Annotated in this window: 15 protein-coding genes; 6 read left to right on the top strand and 9 right to left on the bottom strand. The window is 55.6% G+C overall.

Going from position 1 to position 21,478, the window contains the following annotated elements:
- Window positions 1-37 precede the first annotated feature (37 nt).
- On the bottom strand, window positions 38-421 hold the full coding sequence (locus VGH19_11325; GenBank protein ID HEY1171952.1) for a response regulator: 384 nt from the start codon (window positions 419-421) through the stop codon (window positions 38-40).
- 165 nt (window positions 422-586) lie between these two features.
- Window positions 587-3,214 carry an FAD-dependent oxidoreductase gene (locus VGH19_11320; GenBank protein HEY1171951.1) on the bottom strand — a complete coding sequence of 876 codons (2,628 nt, stop codon included), beginning with the start codon at window positions 3,212-3,214 and terminating at the stop codon, window positions 587-589.
- Window positions 3,215-3,299: 85 nt separating this feature from the next.
- Here VGH19_11320 and VGH19_11315 point away from each other — a divergent pair, with 85 nt between their 5' ends.
- The 5 genes from VGH19_11315 to VGH19_11295 all read left to right on the top strand — a co-directional run bounded on the left by VGH19_11315 (window position 3,300) and on the right by VGH19_11295 (window position 9,627).
- Window positions 3,300-3,629, top strand: coding sequence for a cupin domain-containing protein (locus tag VGH19_11315; GenBank protein ID HEY1171950.1), 330 nt, complete (start codon window positions 3,300-3,302; stop codon window positions 3,627-3,629).
- A gap of 53 nt (window positions 3,630-3,682) precedes the next feature.
- Complete coding sequence (locus tag VGH19_11310) at window positions 3,683-4,669, top strand: hypothetical protein (GenBank protein HEY1171949.1); 987 nt, start codon at window positions 3,683-3,685, stop codon at window positions 4,667-4,669.
- A 70-nt stretch (window positions 4,670-4,739) separates the two neighbouring features.
- Window positions 4,740-6,641 (top strand): hypothetical protein, encoded by a 1,902-nt coding sequence (locus tag VGH19_11305; protein HEY1171948.1) that lies wholly within the window; start codon window positions 4,740-4,742, stop codon window positions 6,639-6,641.
- Between the two features lie 71 nt (window positions 6,642-6,712).
- Window positions 6,713-8,896: a PQQ-binding-like beta-propeller repeat protein gene (locus tag VGH19_11300; protein ID HEY1171947.1), complete on the top strand. Its 2,184-nt coding sequence runs from the start codon at window positions 6,713-6,715 to the stop codon at window positions 8,894-8,896.
- Window positions 8,893-9,627, top strand: a complete 735-nt coding sequence (locus tag VGH19_11295) for a type II secretion system protein (GenBank protein HEY1171946.1) — start codon at window positions 8,893-8,895, stop codon at window positions 9,625-9,627. Before VGH19_11300 ends, VGH19_11295 begins: the two co-directional genes overlap by 4 nt.
- Before the next feature lie 19 nt (window positions 9,628-9,646).
- On the opposite strand, the gene VGH19_11290 is transcribed toward VGH19_11295, so the two are convergent.
- Complete coding sequence (locus VGH19_11290) at window positions 9,647-10,903, bottom strand: M14 family metallopeptidase (GenBank protein HEY1171945.1); 1,257 nt, start codon at window positions 10,901-10,903, stop codon at window positions 9,647-9,649.
- A 106-nt stretch (window positions 10,904-11,009) separates the two neighbouring features.
- Between VGH19_11290 and VGH19_11285 the strand changes: the two genes are divergently transcribed.
- Entirely contained in the window at window positions 11,010-11,471 is a 462-nt protein-coding gene (locus VGH19_11285; protein ID HEY1171944.1) for a GNAT family N-acetyltransferase, read from the top strand.
- 55 nt (window positions 11,472-11,526) lie between these two features.
- Here the strand turns inward: VGH19_11285 and VGH19_11280 are convergent, their stop codons facing one another.
- The 6 genes from VGH19_11280 to VGH19_11255 form a co-directional block, all read right to left on the bottom strand.
- Entirely contained in the window at window positions 11,527-13,302 is a 1,776-nt protein-coding gene (locus VGH19_11280) for a phosphoenolpyruvate carboxykinase (GTP) (protein HEY1171943.1), read from the bottom strand.
- A gap of 900 nt (window positions 13,303-14,202) precedes the next feature.
- Window positions 14,203-16,596, bottom strand: coding sequence for a DEAD/DEAH box helicase family protein (locus VGH19_11275; protein ID HEY1171942.1), 2,394 nt, complete (start codon window positions 16,594-16,596; stop codon window positions 14,203-14,205).
- A 14-nt stretch (window positions 16,597-16,610) separates the two neighbouring features.
- Window positions 16,611-17,480, bottom strand: coding sequence for a GIY-YIG nuclease family protein (locus VGH19_11270; protein ID HEY1171941.1), 870 nt, complete (start codon window positions 17,478-17,480; stop codon window positions 16,611-16,613).
- A gap of 17 nt (window positions 17,481-17,497) precedes the next feature.
- Window positions 17,498-18,664: a restriction endonuclease subunit S gene (locus VGH19_11265; protein HEY1171940.1), complete on the bottom strand. Its 1,167-nt coding sequence runs from the start codon at window positions 18,662-18,664 to the stop codon at window positions 17,498-17,500.
- On the bottom strand, window positions 18,661-20,115 hold the full coding sequence (locus VGH19_11260) for an N-6 DNA methylase (protein ID HEY1171939.1): 1,455 nt from the start codon (window positions 20,113-20,115) through the stop codon (window positions 18,661-18,663). Before VGH19_11260 ends, VGH19_11265 begins: the two co-directional genes overlap by 4 nt.
- Window positions 20,116-20,345: 230 nt before the next feature.
- Window positions 20,346-21,317 (bottom strand): c-type cytochrome domain-containing protein, encoded by a 972-nt coding sequence (locus VGH19_11255; protein HEY1171938.1) that lies wholly within the window; start codon window positions 21,315-21,317, stop codon window positions 20,346-20,348.
- Window positions 21,318-21,478: the final 161 nt, after the last annotated feature.

Genomic DNA, 21,478 nt, shown 5'->3' with positions numbered 1-21,478 from the left:
TCCAGTCTCCCCTGCCGTGGGGTAGGCACCTTGCCTGTCACCTCGGAGAACCAGAATCCAGCAGCACACTTTCCACCGTTTTAATCAATTCGACGATGCTAAAGGGTTTCCGCAAAACCGCCTTTGCTCCCATATGCTTGGCGATGGGCAGATAACCCGAAGGACCGTTCCTGCCTCCGCCAGACATGGCGATGATACGCACACCGGCATCCACCTTTTTCAGTTCGGTGATGAGTTCCAGCCCCTCCTTCTCAGGCATGATAAGATCCGTCACCACAAGATCGAACCTAGCCGGGCTGTACAGCCTCACCGCTTCGGTGCCGTTCATGGCCCAGACTACTTCATGACCGGCTTGCACCAGGGTTTGCTCGATCAAACGCGCCAGTAAATCATCATCATCCACCACCAGTATTCTCGCCATACAGTTTCCCTCAAAAAACCCGACCGTTTTTTCCCGCCACCAACCTTGCACAACTCTTGACCGGTGCACAGCCATCTTCCCGTTTATTCGCCTGCGGGTAACCCCAGCACTTCTGGTACCACCTGCAAACATGATGCGTGAAAACCCATTCCCAGGCAAACGTTCCTATTCCGGCACGATCTTCAACCAGTTGATGCAGGTATTCTTCCCCTCGATTCCGGAACCGATCTGCAACGTCAGCCATTCATCTTTCACTTCGATCGCCACCGTTTTTTGAAAATATTTGTCCTTGGCCGTCGTGATGTTGTCCGCCACCACCACACCTTCGATCGTCGCACTCTGCCCAGTCTGCTCCGTGGAAGAATCACCCAACGAGATCGTCACCTGATAGCGCCCATTGGGCAATGCGCATTCCCAAATCGCCTTCTCACGAGTGAAGACAAAGGAATCCAGCTCCGATTCGCGCTGCATATAACGCCGTCGAGTGTTCTGGCTCAAATCCTCCATCCAGCCGAACATCCGCTGTGGCGTGCGTGGAAGCCCCACATCGGTAAGGAAACCGCCCACGGGCACGGAATCCGCCGTGGTGAAATTGAATGAGCGCGTGCGCACTCCGCGCCAGACAGCAGGCTCAGCCAATGCGGCATCCACAAAAGGCGGTGCCTTCAGTCGCGGCATCGCCGCGTTCTTGTCATCGAAAGGATTCGCATCTTCCAGATCGGGAATGGCATCCCCATCGGCATCCTTAAAACTGAAACGCAATGTTCCGCGATACGGCAAAACCTTGATGATCTCCCATGCTTGCTGCGCATACTCCGCACGTGAGAGCTCACCTTTGGGCACCTCCATCCTTTTGTCGAAGAAACGGTGATAAAGATTCGTGCTCAATACCGCATGACGCCATTCAGGCGAAGTCTTGTCACCAGCTTTGAAATCGATCTGATCGCGATACAGATCCAGCCCCTGCCGGATGGCGAGCTGGTTGATGGCGACAAAGTTCGGGTGCGACGTCTCCAGATCGCGGAAAGGCCAGAGCATCACCGGCTCACCGCCATCCAGGCGAGCGCACAAGCCCTCCCACACCTGGGCAAGGAAAACAAAATCATACGGGATCTCTCGCGGCTTGATGCTACGCTGCAAAGCCACCGCCGCCGTCGCTCCACTCGCCTGGCCGATGAGAATGCACTGATCCTGCAAGCGCACCGCCGAACTCACGATGCTGCTGAAGCCCAGATTCTTCTGCGCACCCAGCAGTCCATTCATGCGCACAGGGATCAGGCTGCGCAAGGGAAAGACCGAACGCTTGCTCTTTGTATCCCAGCCGCGCCCTTTCTTCAGGTAGCATTGCCATGGACCAGCCGCCCCTTCTTCCGCCAGGAACATGCGGCCAGTAGGATGGAAATCATAGACGAACTGCCACGGAGCCACCCCATCGTAATACATGATGGGCGCGTATTCATCCGGCCCATTGAAGTGACGCCCATCCTGCTCACGCATCATGTAGAGCGCTTTCAGGCGAAGTGATTCGCGCACATAGGGTTTCGGAGGCAGCTTGTCCGCCGTCCCGAACTCATCGGTAAGTTTGAAATTGCGGAACGTGTGCGACTTGTCCGCCATGCGATCATGCACCGTCGTCTGCAAATGATGGAACATGCCGAGCGAATGGCGTTTGGCATCGTCAAAAATGATCTGCCGCTGTTCCCGCGTCATCTCCACCACATTTTTCTTCGAAGCCCCCTTCTCCGTTTTCTCCAACGCATCCACGACATGCTGCGGCAGGACATCGAAAGGATAATCCTGAATGCTCCAGTTCAAGAGAATGACATCGGGCTGGTCGTTCTTCAGCCCGAGGCCGTCGATCAGACGACGTTGTGTGTAAACCGTCTGCTCGCCTTCGTAGAAGCTCTTGGCATCAGGAATCCATGGCGCGTTGAAAGGACGATGCGGTTTGAAAGGCCACTTGAGCTTTTGATAATCGTCCTTCGTCATGCTTGAAGTGAGCCAATAAGCGCGGTCATCGTAGCGGGCGGGCTTGGGGATCAACGCATCTTTGCCGGTGGCCTCGATCACCACGCAATACGTGATCGGGTTCATGTCCGTGATGGGATAACCCTCATGGGTTTCCGGTGCGCTGGGTTCGTTGTATTTGTTCTTCAGGTCAGGGCCATATTCGTATTCCGCTCCGGAGAGTTTCACCGCCTCGCCCCAGTCAGAGGCGTCAATGGTCAGCTTCGCCCGGATGGTGAAGGTGTTCGTATCCCCCGACTTACTCCCGCGAAAGGTCAGCCCTTGCAACGTGTTCTTGTCTTCCGAAAGCAACGCCGCCACCGGATACGCCCACGAGATCAGCCGCACTTGTTTGCGATCAATGTAAGGCTGAAGCATCTCACGAAACACCTTCTCGCCTTCTGCCGGACGAAAGGTGGTGAAGGCCGTCCACGCATTGCCTGGCTGTTTTGCTCCGTATTTCTTGAGGTTGAACGCTTCGATGCGGTCACAGAACTCTTTGAACAAGCCCGAGCGAGGGAAAGGCACTTTGTTATCGAGGCCACGATTCTCATCCACTGCGCTCACCGCTTCCGCCGTGAACTGTCCACCCAGCCACTCGATGTCATTCACGATGACGATGTTGGACACTCCCATACGCGCCGCTTGGATCGCCGCCGCCCAACCGGACTCTGTGCCACCCACGATAAGCAGATCCGCAGACTGGTTCTTGGGCTGAGCATGACCGAGCAAACCGGAAAGAAGCATCCATGCAAAGAACACACGCAGGGTGAAAAATCGTATCATGGTGTTGCCGATACGTTGCCACCTCCGTTCTGCCTCAGCAAGGATGCATTCGACTTTCACCCGTTCCACCGCTACCCTTGCACACATGTTTCCATACGTCGCAAATGCGGATGAAAAGCCTTGGCAACCTGGTCCTTATGAGGGCGTCGAATTGAAGATACTGCATAAGAATCCGGAAACAGGTGGTGTGGTCGTGCTAAGGAAATTCAAGGCAGGCGTCACCGTCCCGGCCCATACACATCCACTGGCGAATGAATGGGCTTACGTGCTCTCCGGCGAATGGGAAGAATCCGGCGTGAGTTACAAACCCGGCACGACCTTCTTCTCACCGAAAGGCGTGCAGCATGGCCCACATGTGGCCAAGGGCGAGGTCATCAGCCTGACCGTCTTCGACGGACCTTTGACAGTTGTGTAAAATCCCGCTCCGTATGGTTGACGGATTGCATCTGATGGATTAGGGAATCAAGTATGCAGTCTCAAAGTGCGCCACGTTTCTTGCTGACGGTCTGCCTGATCGCAGGCCTGGGCGCGCATTGGGCTGAAGCGGGCGAGAAGATCCTGTTCTCCAGCGGCAAGGACAAGGACGCCAAGAAAGCCAACCTGGCCGTTCAGCAAGCCAAACCGGCCTTGGAGACGTTGGACTTTAACCGCATGGGCGGTCGTGGCTCCAAAGCGGAAGAAATGGCCCCCACAGAGCTGCCTCCATCCATGCGCCCGCGGGAAGTCGTGGACCTGCAGAAAAAAAAGAAGGACGGCAAAGACTGGCTCTCAACCGAAAAAGACGAGGCAGACGATACGGATTCCCAAGATCACAAGACCCGCAGCAATACCAAGGATAAGAGCAAGGAAAAGGATCTAGCAGAAAAGAAGGATTGGGACGAACGCCGTGAGAACAAGCGTGACCGTTTTGATCAGAAGCAAAACGATCCCTTCCGCCGGGAAAACCGGCAGGAGAATCTGTCCCCTTTCAGCAACGGCAGCTCCACTAACCGCGTCCTCTTCGGTAACAGCACCCGCCCGGAAAATCAGCCGTTCCGCGCGGAACACGCTCCTGGCTCCCCGATCCGCGAGCATGGCTTGCCACCCAGCGCCGGGTTTAACTCGTCAGCCGAATCAAGCAAGGCTTCCGCCTTGGAGAAACTCGGATTCACACGCCCACAAACTGGGAACCTTGGAACCGGATTCAACGGAAACAATGGCAGCCCCGGCCTTGGCATCAGCCAGAACACTCCTCGCGCTACTGCCGGTCCGCTGGGCACTTTGGAACGTGCCAGCACCTCGGCAAACAATGTTCCCGGTGGAATGGCTCCTCGCAACTCCTCCCTGACTCCGAACTTGGCTCCGGACCCGTCACGCCCGGACCTTTTCCAGCAAAACGGCCAGTTGCGTCAGGAAGAACGCCCCATCTCCGTTCGTCGCCCTGCCATCCTGCCCACTCCCCAGCGGCAGTTCTGATTCTGCAAGCATCACTTCCGCGCCTTTTACAAAACCTTTCCATTCCTGCGCGGTTCATTAGGCTGGGCCCGTGCCAGACTGGTTCTATCGCACCGTTTCCCGTCCCCTGCTCTTCCGTCTGCCTGCGGATAAGGCCCAATCGTTGGCCTGCAGTTTCATGGGTATGATAGGCGATCTGCCGCAAGGACTCGGCGGTGCATTCATTGATTTCCTCGGCCACATGCGGCCCGATGCCCGCCTAGAGAATACTTTGTTGGGGCGCAAGTTCATCGGACCTGTTGGCTTAGGCACGCGCCTGGATGGAACTGGACTTGCGATAAATGCGTGGACGCGTTTCGGCTTCTCCTTCATCGAGCTCGGCCCTCTCACAGATACCGCACAAGAGGCCAAGAACCTCGAACGAGATGAAAGCCGTGAAGCGCTAAAGATGTCTTCACCAGCCACCATCGATGCACCTGGCCTGGCGGATAGATTGAGAGGGAAGCAAACCAGTCCGGTGCATTGCATCGTGCGATTGCGCGTGGAAAAGGCGGACTCGGCTTCGGCAGCAAAATCACTTCTTGAGCTTGCGGGGACGCTGAAAGCCCATACGGGGATTTTTTCTATAGAAGTAAGCACACAAGGAACTTTGCCCGGGTGGTCTGCCGCAGAATGGGGCCAGCTCTGGGAAACACTGCATGCAAATGCGCCGAAGCATTCGTGGCTGCTCGTGGTGCCAGTGACTCAACGCCTTTCGTTTCCGGACAATATTTTCTCTGGTTGCGACGGTGTGATTCTGGATGCCTATCAGGTGCAAGGAGGCACACAGATATACAGCCCGGCAAGCAAACCACTTTTGGTGGATGCGGTGAAGCAAGTTCGAGGAGTGGCCGGCGATACATTGCCTATCATCGCCTCCGGCGGCATTCATCAGCCCATCGATGCAAAGGAGGTTTTGGGAGCAGGCGCTACGTTAGTGCAGATCGATACGGGACTTATTTACTCCGGCCCCGGCTTGCCGAAACGCCTCAATGAAGCAGTGTTGAGCACTCTGCCTGCGGCCGAAGAGACAGCACCGCCACGTCTGGCAAAGCTCTCATGGTTTTGGACGGCGCTCATGGGACTGGGAATGCTCATCGGCAGCGTACTGGCATTATGGATCGCGCTCACACGGATAGTGATGCCATATGATGAAGCCTTCTGCGGCATCAGCCGCGCGCAGTTACAGTTGGTGAATGAACGATTGCTGCCTTTCATGTCACATGATCGCGTGTCACTGGCAGGCACGATGATTGCCATCGGTTTACTCTACATGAGCTTCTCATGGTTTGGCAGCAAACGCGGTGAGCATTGGGCGAAGGTCGCTGTTCTTATCTCCGCTGGAGCCGGTTTCTTTTCCTTCTTCCTGTTCCTGGGATTCGATTACTTCGATCCCTTTCACGGCTTTGTGACCGCAGTCCTGTTTCAGTTATTCGTGCAAGGCATCGTGGGTGATTTACCGCAACGCACTCACTCATCCCCACCAGAATGGACGGAGACGAAAGAATGGCGACGAGCGCAATGGGGGCAACTATTGCTGGTGATTCATAGTGTGGGACTGCTCGGCGCAGGCGTCATCATCTGCTGCGTCGGCATTAACGATGTGTTTGTGCATACGGATCTGAAATTCTTGCAAACGGAGTTCATCACGTTGCGTGACGCGAATCCTCGTCTGGTGCCCTTGGTTGCGCATGATCGTGCCACGTTGGGCGGGATGCTCATCGCTTCCGGATTACTCTACCTGCTCGGCAGCATGTGGGGTTTGCGACGTGGCGCGAACTGGCTGTGGCATGCGTTTCTCTGGAGCGGTCTGGCGGCTTATGTCTGTGCCATTGGTGTCCATTTCCACGTTGGCTATGTAGATTGGCACCATCTGCTACCAGCGTTTGCAGGAATGGGATTATTACTCATAGGGCTGGGACTTTGCCGGGAATGGATGAAGAAAGAACAGTAAATGGATTCATCCTTCAATCGAATACAACTCACGGCTTGCCGTCGAAGGTGGGTATGACAGTTTCTAGGGGAATGTCCCGTTTGCATTCACGGAAAATTGGTTTGGCCATCGCCTTGTTCGCATGCTTGCACACACAAGCTGCGGATAAACCGGATTATTGGGCCGTGGAAGATGCTGCGCCTCGCGCCAAGCTGCCGCTGTATCAAACCATTCCCGCCGCCAAACCGGGTGAACTCACACCTGCCAATGGTTTTCCAAAGACCGAAACATTCAGCAATTGGTCACGCTCTCATGGAGACAATGGTTCGGCGCGATTCTCGGCGCTCACACAGATCAACAAATCCAACGTGAGCCAACTCACCGAGGCGTGGGTGTATCGCTCGGGTGATGGGAAAGGAAACATCCAGTGCAACCCGGTGATCGTTAACGGCGTGATGTATGTGCCGACAGTGGGACAACACATCGCCGCCGTGGACGCGACGAATGGGAAAGAACTTTGGCGCTACAAACCAGAAGGACGCCCGGCGTATCGAGGGCTGATCTATCACGCGGGCAAAGATGCCAAGGAAGCACGTCTCTACTTCACGGCGGGCAAGCATCTGTATGCGCTGCATGCGAAAACAGGGTTGCCGGTAAAAGAGTTCGGCACAGATGGTCGCATGGAATTGCCGGGGAGGTCTTCCGGTGGATTCGGCGCAGCGACGGCTGGCCCCGCCATCTTTCAAAACATCATCGTGGTGCCGGGTTTTGAGAAAGATGTGTGGGGTTTTGATATCAACAACGGCAAGCTGCTGTGGACGTTTCATACGGTGCCGCAGGAAGGCGAATTCGGCTTCGATACTTGGGACAAGCCGCAGAACGTGGCGGCGAATTGCTGGGGCGGCATGGCGCTGGATGAGGTGCGAGGCATAGCCTATATCGCGACGGGTTCGCCGAAGCCAAACTTCATGGGGATGCAGCATCGCGGCGAGAATCTTTTCGCGAATTGCGTCGTGGCCATAGATGCCCGTACGGGAAAACGGCTCTGGCATTTTCAAGAGATCCGCCACGACATTTGGGACCTCGACATCCCTGCCCCGCCTGTCCTGAGCACCATCACGCGCGAGGGCAAACGCGTGGATGTAGTGGCGACGGTGACGAAAATCGGCAACACGCTCCTGCTAGATCGCGTGACAGGCAAGCCGATCTTCCCCGTGCGCTTGCGTCGCGCGCCAACCTCCAGCGTGCCCGGTGAAATCACGGCGCCGTATCAGCCGGACATCGAATTGCCTCAGCCATTTGCGAAACAAGATTTTCATACCAGTGATATCACGCTACGTTCAGAAGAAGCAGCGGAGTTTGTGCGCGATCGCTTGAAGAGTCTGCAATACGGTTGGTTTCAACCACTGAGTGATCGCAAGGTAACTGTTTTCTTCGGTGTGCATGGCGGTGCGGAGTGGACAGGTGCAGCCACAGATCCGACCAAGGGCCGCCTCTACGTGAGTGCGAACGAGATTCCGTGGTTGATGAATCTCATCGTGAATGATGAGCCGCCTTTTGACGCCAAGGCGACACCGACCAAGGGTGAAGAAACCTATCGCGCGACGTGCGCTCAGTGTCACGGGAATGATCGCATGGGCATCGGTGTCGCGCCGCCTCTGCGCGGATTGCGGCATCGGATGAAGGATGCGGAAGTGGTGGAGCTTTTGCAAACAGGGCGCGGCTTGATGCCCATGGCTCCGTCGATGAGCGGCGATGAGCAGAAGGCATTGCTCGATTTCCTGTACTTGCGCGACCGTCCCTTGCCCGCGAACACGGTGAAGCCTGAGCGCCCTAGTTACGTGCAAGCGGGCTGGAATCGCTTCCTCGATCCCGATGGTTATCCGGCCTCGAAACCGCCGTGGGGTTCGTTGAATTGCATCGATCTGAACACGGGCAAGATTCTTTGGAAGGTGCCGCTGGGTGAATATCCTGAACTCACGAAGCAAGGTATGGCGAAGACGGGCACGGAGAACTTCGGAGGTGCTATCGCGACGGCGGGTGGACTGGTCTTCTGCGGTGGCACGCGGGATGAGAAGCTTCGTGCGTTTGATGCAGATACGGGCGCGGAGCTTTGGTCCGTGAAGCTGCCTTTCGGCGGCAATGTGCCACCGGCGACTTACGAGGTGAATGGGAAACAATATATTGTCATCCCGGCCACAGGTGGGGGTAAGCTGGGCGGAAATCAGGGCGATGCCTACGTGGCGTTTGCCCTGCCGGATGTTAAAACGAAATGATGATGACGACACGTCAGCTGTTAAGACAGGTAGCTCGCGGCTTCACGCTGATCGAGCTGCTCGTCGTCATCGCGATCATCGCCATCCTTGCGAGCATGCTACTGCCCGCTCTCTCCATGGCTAAGGCCAAGGCGCAACGCACTTCTTGCGTGAACAACCTGCGGCAGATGAACAGCATCCTGCATCTCTACGCGCTGGATAATAATGGCGCGGTGCCGCTGGGTTATCGCGGTGGGCGCAAGCAGTGGAACACGATGGTTTATAGCGGCACGGTGAATCATTTCGTGATCTTCGGACGGCTTTACACGGCGAACATGCTGGAGACTCCCAAGATACTTTATTGCCCCGCTGAACGTGCGGCGTCGCAGAAGTTTCAAACCTCGGAGAACCCCTGGCCACCGGGAACGAACGGGGTGAATGTGCAAGGCGGTTACGCGACGACGCCGGTGGTGGATTGGGGTGCGACGAATCGTCCGCCCATCTGGCCGCGCCTGGAACGCCTGAGCAAAGTGGCGATCATGGCGGATACGCCGGGACTTCCCGAGCGTTTAGATTCACGTCATGTAACAGGTGTGAACACACTCTTCGGCGATGGTAGTGTGGCTTGGATGGAACGCACACACTTCGACAAGCCGCTGGCGAACTGCACCATCATCAGCCCTACGAACAACGCGGCGCAGGATGAGATTTGGAAGATCCTCAGCCTCGGCAATGTCGCGACGCCTTATTAAGAGATTTTCCAGATCATCTCTAAGGTGCGGGCGAGTTCTGCACCTTGTCCGCTTCGATCAAAAGCTTCATCATCTCTTCCGCAGCGGTGCGGCTTAGTTCGCGGATGAAACTGCGGTCGGTGTTATCGCCGAATTCCAACGTGATCGCGGCGATGCCATATTGTTCGTGGCCCCAGAATTTCGAGGTCGGCATCCCAACATTGTGAGCGCCACTGCGATTCGGCTGATAGTCTGGCAGGCGTTCCTTGATCTGCGCGAGCCAGGTATCTGTGAACTTCGGCGGGAAGATTTTCGCATCCTCTTGCTGCGTATAAAAGATGTCCTGATCCGTGGAGTGGAAATCGATCATCAGATACGGCTTCGCGCCTTCTTCTTTCAAGCATTCCACGATCGCGTCACGAACCGCTTGCGTCTCGGGTTGCGCGAACTTCACCCAATCGCGGTTCAGGTCCACACCACCGAGGTTGTGCCGCCATTGACCTTCATACACGCCATCGGGATTCACCATGGGCACGACGAACACGCGGAAGCGCTCGCGAAATTTTTGGCCTAGCGGGCTATCAATCGTCAGCGCTTCGATGAAGCGCATGAGGCCGAGTTGGCCAGTCACTTCGGGCGGATGCTGGCGGCTGATGAGGAACACGTAATTCGGCGGCGCATCGTCGTTGATCTCGAAGGCTTCAATAGGCCGTTTCGCCATGGATTTGCCGATGTTCGTGCGCGTGATGTAGGACTGGATCACGATGTTATCGAACCACTCGTTCAATGTCTCCTGCGTGATGATCTCCTGACCGGACACCCACAGCGGCTCCGTTTCCACCTTGAGTTGCAGCGTCAGTTCCGTGCGCTTCGGCGAGACTTGCCACAGATTCGTCGCGAGCGGTTCCCATGACATACCATCCGTGCTGGTCTTCGGGCGATAGCGATGTCCCCCGCCCTCGTAGATCACGTGCACCGTGATGGACTTCGCTTCCTTCGCCTGCACTTGGAAGGAATACCACGCGCTGTTGTTCACCGGTGCATTCTCGGGCTTGATGAGGATGCGATACTCGTCTTTACCGAGGCGCGTGCATTCGTTCACGCGTGCTCCGGCGAAGTCGTTGTTGAAGGTCACACCGTCTTCCTTGAAGACCCACTTCTTCCGTTCTTGCAGGATGACTTTTTTCTCCGCGGTCTCAGCGGCTTGCGCGGGCGTGACGGAGAGCAATTGGCCTGCGAATAAAATCGCGGCCAGTAATCGCAGTGAAAAAGTCCGATGACGACGAAACTGCTTCATGACGTAAGAATAGCACACATCGTTCGCCAGTCTGCCTTTACTGCCAAGCGTAAAGACATCTACATCTGCGCTTCACCCGGCGTCTCTTCACCGCTACTCTCTCGCTGTGAGCCAATCCATCCTATGCCGCGCCGCCGTGCCTGCTGATGCTCCCGCCATCACCGAATTCCAGCTCGCGATGGCGTGGGAGACGGAGCAACTGCGCCTCGATCCTCTGAAATGCACTCCGGGCGTGCTCGCTGTTTTCGAGCAACCCCAGCGTGGCCGTTACTACGTGGCCGCGGAGGGCGATCGCGTCCTCGGCGCGCTGCTCATCACCAGCGAGTGGAGCGATTGGCGGAATGGCGACATCTGGTGGATCCAGAGCGTCTATGTCATTCCCGAGGCGCGCGGTCGCGGCGTCTTCAAGCACCTCTTTGCCCACGTGAAAGCGCTCGCAGAATCACGCGCCGACGTCTTTGGCCTGCGCCTCTACGTGGACAAGCGCAACACCCGCGCCAAGCAAGTCTATCAACAGCTCGGCATGAACGGCGACCACTACGAAGTCTGCGAATGGATGAAGGGCTAACCTTTTCCACCATTCGACACTTCAACCTCTCGCCGGGCCGGAGGCCGGCGCTCCGTTACAACCTCGACACCAGCAGCTCCCGCTGAAAGATCATCTCCTTCGGCAGATGCGAGTAGAGCTTCAGGAACAATTCATCCTGTGAAATCAACTCGCGCCGCCACTCTTCCGTATTGATCTCCTGCGCCTTCTCCAGATTGCCGATGTCGAAATCCTTCATCCCCGTCAGGTCGAACGATTCCGGTCCCGGCACCCAGCCCAGCGGCGTCTCATTCGCATTGGCGCGACCGTGGCAACGGTCGATGATCCACTTCAACACGCGCATGTTCTCGCTGAAACCCGGCCACAGGAACTTCCCCTCGCCATCCTTGCGGAACCAGTTCACGTGGAAGACGCGCGGCGGATACTTCACCAGCTTCCGCATGCGCAACCAGTGGCAGAAATACTCGCCCATGTTGTAACCGCAGAAAGGCAACATCGCCATCGGATCACGGCGAACCTGTCCCACCGCACCTACGGCGGCTGCAGTCGTTTCCGAACCCATCGTCGCGCCGATGTAAACTCCGTGTACCCAATTGAACGCCTGGAACACCAGCGGCAACGTCGTTGCGCGGCGACCACCGAAGATGATCGCGCTCACCGGCACACCGTTCGGATCATTCGCTTCCGGGGCGAGCATCGGGTTGTTCGCCATTGGTGCCGTGAAACGACTGTTCGGATGCGCCGCTTTCTCTTTCGAGTCCGGCGTCCACTTGTTGCCTTTCCAGTCGAGGCACTCCTTCGGCGGCTCACCATCCTTGCCCTCCCACCACACATCGCCGTCCGGGAGGAGCGCCACGTTCGTGTAGATCGTGTCCTTTTGGATCGATCGCATCGCGTTCGGGTTCGTCTTGAAATTCGTCCCCGGCGCGACGCCGAAGTAGCCCGCCTCCGGATTGATCGCGTAGAGCTTCCCGTCCGGGCCCGGCTTCATCCACGCGATGTCATCGCCCAACGTCCACACCTTCCACCCCTTATAACGCTCCGGTGGGATGAGCATCGCGAAGTTAGTCTTGCCGCACGCGCTCGGGAACGCCGCCGCCACCCACGTCTTCTCGCCCTCCGGCGATTCCACGCCCAGCACCAACATGTGTTCCGCCAGCCAACCTTCGTTCCGCCCCAGATACGACCCGATGCGCAATGCCAGGCATTTCTTCCCCAGCAACGCATTGCCGCCGTAACCCGAGCCCACCGACATGATCTGGTTATCCTGCGGGAAATGGCAGATGAACCGCTTCTCCGGATCCAGATCGCACGTGCAATGCGTGCCGCGATTGAAGTCACTCCCCATCCCCAATTGCTCGTAAGCCTGCACCCCCATGCGCGCCATCGTGCGCATGTTCAGCACCACGTAGATGGAATCCGTCAGCTCGATCCCCACCTTCGTCATCGGCGAACCCAGCGGCCCCATCAGGTAAGGCACCACATACAGCGTGCGACCGCGCATCGACCCGGCGAGCAACCCGTTCAGCTTCGCATACATCGTCTTCGGATCCGCCCAATTATTCGTCGGCCCCGCGTCCTCCGCCTTCGGCGTGCAGATGTAGGTGCACTGCTCCACGCGCGCCACGTCATTCGGATGCGAGCGATGATAGTAACACCCCGGCAACTTCTCCTGGTTCAATTGGATCAACACCCCCGCCTCCACCGCCACCTGCAGCAGATACGCCTTCTCCCCCTCCGAGCCATCACACCAAAAGACCCTATCCGGCTGGCACAACTTCACCGCGTCCTCCACGAACGCGAGCACGTGCGGATTCTGGGTGCTGCGCTCTCCAAAAAGTTTCGTATTCATAACTCTATTCCCACCGACAACCTTCCCGAACGACCATCGCTTTGCTGGACAGATATTGCCCAACATCAACCATTCATGTGCACTCAAAGTAAGTCGTGAACACCCCTCCGCGCAAGAATGGCCACCCCCCGCCCCCGTGAACCTTCTCATCCACCCCATCGAATCCATTAATCATTTCACCTCAGTAAGGTAAGAGTTCCGCTTTTAAGCAGCTCCCCATTTCCCCTCTCTGAACGTTGAACGTTCCAAGTTGGACGTTGGACGTTTCTTAATCCCCATTAGTCACATCAGCCCCATAAGACCTATTCCCTTTCTTCTATTGTGAGATTTTGAGCGTTGGAATTTACCCGTTCCCTTTAATCGCCCGCCAGTGCAACTGGCACTCCTTTGCCAGCCGAAAACCCTTCTGCCAGCACCAAAACATTCTCACAAACCTCGCAAGAATCAATCACTTTCACTTAAAAAGTTATTCACAATTCTAATGGATTGATAATGAGCAAATTACACAAAACCCACCTTTCATAAGTCACCTAATCCGGTAGGGCGAGAGTCCTCTCGAGCCCATGCATCTCCCTGTCCCGCCCAAACCTTGCCTTTCCCCCTTCCCTCACCCCCCAAGACGCGTCCCCTTTAACAAACACCTTCCCCGTTCCTAAATATATGCCCGCGGGCGCAACCCACCCTCGGCACTTGCACATAAGTGCCGAGGTTTTCCACCAAAAGCAGCCACCGAGGCGATGATCCTCTAACCGTAGTGGGACAGGCGCCATCGCCTGTCCAGTCTCCCCCTTTGGAGTGCGGAGGCTTGACTCCGCTTTCCGCCCAACGCGGCTTGACGCGTCGTCTCCCCCATATAGGCCCACCGGTGCAACCGGTTTGGCCCGCCGGTGCAACCGGCCCCTACGCCGCCCTCTCGTAAAGATACCTCTGAAACCCCGCGAACGCTCTCCCGATCTCCTCTGGTTTCCCGAGCTCCGCAATCGCATCCGATATCGCGCTATACTTCAGCTTCAACAACGGCGTCAGCTTCTCCTGATCCAACTCCTCCACGCCGATGCTCACATAATGCGACAACACAAAATCCAAGAACACCCGTTGCTTCGTACCGAAGTGCGAGCTGATGGATACCTTCGCTCGCGCCGCTCTCTCCTCACGTGTGATCGGTGCCCGCGCGTAGGCCACATGCAGCAGCACATCGAAGAGATCACTCTTCTCCGCATCGATCAGTTTTTGCATCTCCCCCAGCGCATCATGTGTGAACCCTTTCTCCGCCAGCCCTTGCAATAACTTCGCCCGCGTATCCGGCGCACTCCACAGCTCGCGCAATTCATCCTCGTTCTTGAAAAAGTCCGGCAACTTGCCGAACAGCATTTCCATGAACTGCTGGGAAGACATCGGCGTTCCATCTGGATGCCAAAAGCTCGTCATCATCATGTGCTGGATGCTCCGCTCCTTGCCATCCGCCAGCTTCACCTTCACTTTGGGCTTCTTCTTCTGGCACACGCATGGCGTTGCCCCACACACCTCACACGCTTCTGCCGGACACTCGCATGGTTGCTGCCCGCACTCGGGACACGGCTTCTTCTCCGGCTTCGCACAGGCACACGGATACTTGCCGCACACATCACATACCTCTGGGTCCACCGGCTCACCATCCCATTCCGGGTCCATGAAGTGCTGATGCGCCTTCACGAAATCATAGATCGTGAAATACTCCTTCCCGTCATACAGCCGCGTGCCTCGCCCGATGATCTGTTTGAACTCGATCATCGAGTTGACCGGTCGCAGTAACACGATGTTCCGCACATTCCGCGCATCCACCCCCGTAGAAAGCTTCTGCGATGTCGTGAGGATAGTCGGAATGGTCTTCTCGTTATCCTGAAAATCGCGCAAATACTGGTCACCCAGCGCCCCATCATTCGCCGTCACCCGCACGCAGTAGAGCGGATCTTTGCTCATCTTCACTTGGTTGATCAGATCACGGATGAGCAATGCGTGCGCCTGATTCGCGCAGAATACCAGCGTCTTCTCCTTCTGGTTGATCTCGCCCATGAAGATTTCCACCCGCTTCTTCTCGCGCTCACGGATTTCGATGCTCTTGTTGAAATCCGCCTCTTCATAAATCTTCCCGCCCTCGATCTCCCCCTCCACCACCGTGTCATCGGAAGTATAGACGTAGTAATCCAGCGTAGTTTGGATTTGCCGCACGCGGAAAGGCGTCAGGAACCCGTCATTGATACCTTCCTTCAGCGAGTAGATGAACACCGGTTCGCCGAAGTAGGCGTAGGTATCCACGTTATCCTTCCGCTTCGGCGTCGCTGTCAGACCGAGCTGCACTGCGGGTGAAAAATATTCGAGAATGTCCCGCCAACTGCTCTCGTCATTAGCCCCACCGCGATGACACTCATCAATGATGATGAAATCGAAAAAGTCCGGTGGATACTCCCCAAAGTAAGGCGATGGCTGCCCATCCTTCGGCGGTCCACTCATGAACGTCTGGAAAATCGTAAAGAACACACTCGCATTCTTCGGCACACTGCCCTTCTTCCGAATCTCCTCCGGCTTAACCCGTGTCAGAGCATCATCCGCGAAAGCCGCAAAGGATGTGAAATCATTATAGGCTTGGGTCGCCAGCGTATTCCGGTCTGCGAGGAAAAGAATGCGTGGCCGACGCGACGGCTCATCGCCCAGATTCCAACGCGCTTGAAAAAGTTTCCACGCGATCTGAAATGCGATCGAGGTTTTGCCGGTGCCCGTGGCCAAGGTCAGCAGAATACGATCCCGCCCATCTGCTATCCGCTCCAGCACCCGTTTGACCGCGATCTCTTGGTAGAACCGGATGTCCCAGCTTCCGCTCTTGTTCGGATACGGCACCTCGTTGAAGCGATCCCGCCAGGCATTCTCCTTGGCATACGTCATCGCCCACAGTTCATCGGGAGTGGGATAGGCGGCTACCATGCCTTCCCTTCCTGTTTCCATATCTATGCCGTAGATGCCCTGCCCGTTCGTCGCGTAGGTATAGCGGATCGCCAGCTTGCCCGCATAATCCTTCGCCTGCCCCACACCCTCCGTCAGTTCCTCATCCCACGCCTTGGCCTCGATCACCGCCAGTTTCGTATTCCGATACTCCAGCACATAATCCGCAATGATCTCCTTCCCCTTCTTCCCATGACCTTCGATACGCCCCGGCGCAATCTTGTGTTCGCGCCGGATACGACTGCCCTCCACCACGCCCCAACCCGCCGCTTTCAAGGCGGGATCAATATACTCGGCGCGTGTCTCGGCTTCGTTCATAACCTTAATGAATTTTAGGCACTTGCTTGAGCCTCCTGTATTTGCCGAAGTGTTCTACCATTTACGTCTTTCCATTCAATGCGACCATTCGAAGGACGTCCTAACACGATTGATGACGCCAATGAAGGAGAATTAAATGTGTAGTTTTGCGAGAAAACCAATGAATTCCCTTCTCGAGCTAAAACACCATTCTTAACCAATTCAACACGTAAATCGCAGACGTAGCTAAAGTTCTCCATTAAAGATGGCGAATCGTCGATTGAAGCTTTAGAACCAATTTTAACTACAAAACCTTGTGGCGTTTCGTAACCAGACGCAGAAATGCCCTTTTTACTACAAGTCAAGAGTATAACATCTGCACTCGAAGATTGCTGGCTCTGCTCAAAAGCTACAATTCCAAGCACTGGCAACATTCCAAGGATATTATCCAAAAACACATCCATATCAGCTCGATCAGCCTCAGATAAAGTCGGTTCTGCAGGGTGGTTTCCATTCTCCAAAGGGGTGCGCTTGGCTCCTAAAGCCCGTTTAATTAAACGCGCTTCTAAATACTGAACGTGCGCTTTGTTTAGCTGCCCAGGTCCTGCCACAAAGAACACCCCGCGCGTCCAAAAATCCTTCTTGGCATAGTGCTGCTCAAATCGCGGGCGCACTGGATCACCTTCACCAATATATATCATTTCACCATCACCATTGTCTCGCGGTCCTATCAGCAGGTAAACTCCAGTTTGCTGGAACTCGTCTCGATCACGAACTTTCGCATAAAGAGCGCGCGGAAACATCACTGCTTTGCCGATCCAATTGCTACGGTCCACCAAACGGAGCCCGTCAGGATCACCATCGACAATAAAAATACGCAGTGAAAATGGTGTTGATTTATTCATGGTGAAAAATTTCAATCTTAAAGCTTCCCTTCGAAAGCCTGATGCAGCAGCGACTTTTTCAAGGCCTCCAACGCGGCGAGCTTTTGCTGGTAAATGGATTCGAGGCGTTGGGTTTTAGACTGCAAAGTTTCGAACGTTTCAACGATGCGTGTTTGTTCATCAATAGCTGGCAGCGGCAGCATAAATCCTTTGATTTGTTCCGTGCTTAAATTGGGCTGAGCTGCACCTGCTGAAATACGAAGATTCTCCTCAACTTTTGTGGAAAGAAAGTGATAAAGAAAACGCTTGTTGAGTTTTTCTCCCGGCTCAAACTTTCCAACCCGTTGATTCAAATAAGAGACTGTTCTCTGGGTGTTGAATCCAAGTTTTCCTGTAGTTGCACCTGACATCGCTATCAGCAGATCATTCTCAACCACCCGATATCTGTCTAGATTCTCCTTGTAGTCTTTAGGGTCAAAAAAAACGAGCCTGTTATCAGTATCAACTCGGCCATCTTGAATATTAGAAATACGCAGAATCGGGACACCTGATGGCTTAAAAGTGTTGCTCTTAAATGCAAATCCGTTCTGAAATCCGCATACGTCGTCCAGTTTTGATTGAACCCAACCTTTGCCGCGCTGGGTGAAGACGGATTGGAGGTGGCTTTCAAAGATGGCGCGGGCGTTTTGGAGGTTCTTTTCGGTGTTGGCTTTGGCCGTCGCCAACCCGGCAAACGCTTCATCCAACACCCCCACAATCCGCCGCTGCTCATCAATCGGAGGCATGATCAATTCAAAGCCAGCTAACGTTGCGCCTGAAACGTTAGGGAAAGTAGCTCCTGTACCTTTCCCATGAATCTCATCCCGCTTGGAATTGATGAAGTGATTGATCCATGGCTGATATTCCTTAGCTCGGATGGCAGCCACACCACGTCCAATACAAGCATCAAAGCCAGCTATGTTCATTCGCCCAGTCGTCGAACCTCGAACACACAGGATAAGATCACCTCTCTTACAGAATTTCGTGGGCTCAGTGGTGAACTTGGAACGAATTGTCTCGCCAAAAGATTCATCACTGAACTCTACCGGGCCATTGATGAGCGGCACGCCTTCTCCAGTCGTGTTGTAGCTGTCACCATCAGGGCTTTGCCCCATGCTGATTTCGCATACTTCATCCAATCTTTTCCGTTGCCACCCCTTCTTCATCTCAACAGCCCCCTAATTTTTCCCAACACCTCCGCGCTTTCCATATCCAAGGCAGCAATCTCCTCCATAATCTCCTGTGGGCTGCGATGCGTCACTTCTTCGCCTCCGTTCGGGTTCTTCACCGAAAGGTCATACGTTTCCGCATCAATATCTTTTACATTCAAGCTCCAGCTCTTGGGAGAATCGGTAAACGTCTTCTGCAGTTTCACAAACTCCGCCAAGTCATCGTCATTCAGCGGGTTCGTCTTACCCAAGCTGCGGCCCGGGTCTAGCTGGTAGAACCACACCTTTCGCGTCGGCGCGCCCTTCTCAAAGAACAGCACCACCGTCTTCACCCCGGCTCCTTGGAACGTCCCCCCCGGGCAATCCAACACTGTATATAGGTTGCAACTCTCCAACAGCAGCTTCCGCAAACTCACCGAGGCATTGTCGGAATTGGAAAGAAACGTGTTCTTGATGACAATGGCTCCGCGCCCGCCCGCCTTCAGTATCTTGATAAAGTGTTGCAGGAAGAGAAACGCCGTCTCTCCCGTGCGAATCGGGAAATTCTGCTGCACCTCCGGCCGCTCCTTCCCGCCAAACGGCGGATTCGCCAGCACCACATGATACCGGTCTTTCTCCTGAATATCCGCCAGATTCTCCGCCAGCGTATTCGTGTGCACGATATTCGGTGCCTCAATCCCATGCAGAATCATGTTCATGATGGCGATCACATACGCGAGTGACTTCTTCTCCTTCCCGTAAAACGTCCGCGTCTGCAACGTCTGTAAATCCTTCGTCGTCAGCTTCCCTTGCGATAGGTAATCATGCGCCTCGCACAAGAACCCCGCCGAACCCACCGCCCCGTCATAGATCGTCTCCCCAATCTTCGGCTTCACCACCTGAATCATCGCCCTGATGAGCGGACGCGGCGTGTAATACTCCCCGCCATTCCGCCCCGCATTCCCCATGTTCTTGATCTTCGCCTCATACAGATGGCTCAGCTCATGTTTCTCCGTCTGCGAGCGGAACCGCAGTTCATCAATATGATCAATGATGTCCCGCAGATTGTATCCGCTCTGAATGCGATTCTTAATCTCCCCAAAGATTTCCCCGATCTTGTACTCCAGCGTATTCGACCCCGTCGCCTTAGCCTTGAACCCTTGCAGATAGGGGAACAGTTTCCTGTTCACAAACTCCGTCAAGTCATCCCCGCTCAGCGCCTTGTTATGGTCAATCTTCCCATCCTTGTCCTTCGGAGCCGCCCAACTCTCCCAACGATAATCCTTATCCAAGATGAATTGGTATCTCTTCCCTTCCATCTTGGCCTCATCCGCCTTGTCCTGCTCCAACCCATCCAGGTACTTCAAAAACAGCAACCACGACGTCTGCTCCGTATAGTCTAGCTCTGTGGTACACCCCGCCTCTTTCCTGAGAGCGTCGTCAATATTCCTGAAAGCTTGTTCAAACATCTGGTGATTGCCCCCGTTGTGATTCCGTGTTCCTCGGGTTGGCCCCTGTTTAATGCCCCACCCCCTCCCTCTGGTCCAGCCCAAACCCTACCCCAATTCGCGGAATTCGCGTCGAAGGGTGGAGTGAAGTTCGGACGTTGCTCCCAGCCCTTCCCGCCCGATGGCTCCATTGCTCGCTCAGCTTAAAATCGCCGCCGGTCCCCTGGGCGTGCCAAGCGAGTGCAGAGAGCTTATCTCGCCGCAGTTCCGCTGGCGTTGGTAGCCACGCTGGGGACGGCTTCCGGATACACGGCTCCGGCGCGTATCCAGCGGATGAGCTTCATGATCTCTTCCTCGCTCACGGTGCCTTTGCCAGATGGCGGCATCACATCATCGTGGTCCGGCGGCATCATCACAAGGCGAAGCAGGTAACTGGCTGCGGGATCATCCAGCTTGACCGCCGGTTCTCCGCTATCGCCACCTTTGAGGACGGCTTCGCGCACATCCAGCCGCAGATCGCCCTTCTGCTTCTCCGGGCCGTGGCAGGAAAAGCACTTGGCTTCAAAGAGGGGTTTTATGTGTTCCACATAATACTTGGTGGCCTCATCTTTCGGGGGTTCCACGATGGCCGTCGTGCTCTTGCCGCCGGCGAGTTTCTTGATGAACTCCGGCGCGTTCTCCGTGAGGTAGGTGCTGCCGTGAGTGAGATTGCCGCCGAGGTGGCCGGTGATGGTCATCACGCCCATGCACAGGCCGATGAAGGCGAAGTAGAGGCCGCGGATGGCCCGGGCCTTTCCAAGGGCGAAGCTGAGGGCGGCAGTGATGCCGGTGACGACGGCAAAGGCGACGCCAGCCCAGCGGTGGCGGTCGAGGGTGACGGGATCGTAATCCGCGCCCAGGCCGCGCATCCAGCCAAGCCCGGCAGCGAGTGCCGCGGTGAGGGCGGTGAGGACGAGGATAAGGCGGATGACCTTCCGCAAGAGGTCGGCGGGTTGAAAGAAGTGGAGTGCTTCCAGGACGAGGGCGATGGTCATGAAGCCGATGGGCAGATGCAGCACTACGGTGTGAAAGGGCCCGAGGAACGCGGCCCAGCTGAAGGTTTCCGCGGGCTTGGCACCTCCGCCTGAGGCGAATGCCTCGGTTAAAAAAAAGGTGCTGACGAGGGCGAAAATCCCGGCCAGGAGCACTGATTTCTGCAACGATGTCTTCAAACTGTTTTTCATCCGTCATCCGTCCGCCCGTTCATGTTCTGTCCCTTTTGGATAGATGACGACTGGGCTAACGCTTGATTAGACGTTGCCGGATGCCATTTTGTTTACCTGAATTTTAAGAATGAGGTGAAGCACGATTTGTGAAAGAATTGTACATGGAAAATGGGAGCCGA

This window comes from Verrucomicrobiia bacterium (assembly GCA_036405135.1).
In the GTDB taxonomy this organism is placed as follows: domain Bacteria; phylum Verrucomicrobiota; class Verrucomicrobiia; order Limisphaerales; family JAEYXS01; genus JAEYXS01.
Note: the sequence above shows the minus strand (reverse complement) of the source record. Positions and strands in the feature narration are given on the sequence as shown.